This is a genomic window from Streptomyces ureilyticus, assembly GCF_011045025.1.
Taxonomy (GTDB): domain Bacteria; phylum Actinomycetota; class Actinomycetes; order Streptomycetales; family Streptomycetaceae; genus Streptomyces; species Streptomyces ureilyticus.
Map to the genome: position 1 here is coordinate 1 of NZ_JAAKZX010000442.1, position 1,770 is coordinate 1,770.

Here is a 1,770-nt window from a genome sequence, read left to right on the forward strand (position 1 = left end):
GCGGAGGATGTTGCTGGTCGGAAGGGCGGGCGTCAGGAGTTCATGCCGGAGCCGGATTCAGCCCGTACTTCACCGGGGTCACCCGGTGCTTGCGGGCCCGGTGCTTGCGGGTCCGGTACTTGCGGGCCCCGTGCCTGCGGGCCCCGTGCTGGCACGCAGCGAGATCGGCGGCGCGAGCAGGTGGTGCCGGGCCGGTGCGTCGGGATGGTCGAGCCGCTCGACCAGCAGGTCGACGGCGAGGCGGCCCATCTGTTCCGCGGGCACGTCCGCGGCCGTGAGCTGCGGGGTCACCGTCTCCGCCCACCGGCTGGCGACGACCCCGGTGACGGAGAAGTCGCGCGGCACATGGCGGCCGGCGTTGGCCAGCCCCCGGTAGAGACCGCCCAGCGCGGCCTCGTTCAGCGTGACCAGCGCCGTGGTGGCCGGCTCGTCGTACAGGATCCGCTCCAGACAGGCCTGCCCGGAGGACGCGTCATCACCGCAGCAGTACGTCCGGCTGGTGACTCCGCGCTCCGCCGCGGCCTTGGTGAAACCTTCGAGCCCACGGTGAGCGGATTCGTACCCGGCTCGCAGGAGCTGCTCGGGCCGGTTGACGAAGGCGATCGTGCGGTGCCCGAGGTCGGCGAGGTGGTGGACGCAGGCCTCCGCCAGCGCGGTGTGGTCCAGGCCGACCCACCAGCCGTTCTCCGGATGTGCCGTGCGGCCGATGGCGACGGCGGGGAGGCCCACCGAGTTGAGGTGCTCGAACCTGTCGTCCTGGAGCCGGAGTTCCATCAGGATCGCGCCGTCGACCCGACGCTCACCCAGGAGCCGCTGGAACGAGCGGTCGCTGTCCATACCGCTGGGAGAGAGCAGCACGTCGTAGTCCTTGGCCGCGGCGGCCTCGACGACATTGCCGATGAAATCGAGCTGCATGCCGGTGTAGTGGTTACCGGCCGGCGGGAAGACCAGACCGATGGTGTTGGTCCGGCCGTTGGCCAGGGCGCGCGCACTCGCGTTGGGCTGGTAGCCCAGCTCGTCGATGACCCGCTGGATCTTCTGGCGGGTGCCGTCCGACACCGGCCGTTTGCCGCTCAGCACGTACGACACGGTGCTGCGCGAGACACCGGCCCGCTTGGCGATCTCACCAATGTTCACGGGACTCCTCGCTCGAACTGCCCGAACTGCCCGAACCGGTTCGACGATCTCGGAAAGGAGACCATCGTCGGCCGCTGCCGCTGAGGGCTTTATACCGATGGCGACCGGCTGTCGAACCGGTTCGCGTGAAGTGAAGGTAAGTACAAGCCACGGAGGTGTCAATGCCTCTCCGCGCTTCCCGTAACTGCCACGAAACCTGGCCGAGTCGGCACCTGCCCTCGTCCGCAGCCCTAAATACCGCCTGCCACCTGCAAATACGTGGATATCGCGGCTTGACTCACCCCGGGCGGCGAGTCGACGTGCCGCAGGTTTCTGTGTCGCGGGTATTGCTGGCTGGTTTTCCCCGGTGCTAGCTTCCCGATCCGGTTGGCGTTCGAACCGGTTCGACCTCGCGGCGGGCACAGGGATCCCTCGCGGCACGGTTTCCCCGTACGCCGACACCGGGCCCACGGCGGCACATGGTTCCCGTACGCCCGCTCGTACGGCATCGCCGCCCGCCGCCCGGCCGCCACCATCGGCACCAGGACGGCGACATAGCCGTACACCGACACCAACTCGCCCACGCTGAGCTGCCCTTGAGCCGTCAGCCGGGCCGCCAGCCAGGTCACCACGGCGAGGAACACCGTCGGCAGT

The 1,770-nt window shown here is 69.3% G+C and carries 2 protein-coding genes; both read right to left on the reverse strand.

Annotation, left to right across the window (positions count from 1 at the left end; genetic code table 11):
- Positions 1–78 precede the first annotated feature (78 nt).
- Positions 79–1,137, reverse strand: coding sequence for a LacI family DNA-binding transcriptional regulator (locus tag G6048_RS47975; RefSeq protein WP_165345878.1), 1,059 nt, complete (start codon positions 1,135–1,137; stop codon positions 79–81).
- Positions 1,138–1,367: 230 nt separating this feature from the next.
- A partial coding sequence (locus G6048_RS49070) for a hypothetical protein (protein ID WP_206343042.1) occupies positions 1,368–1,770 on the reverse strand: 403 nt, incomplete at its 5' end.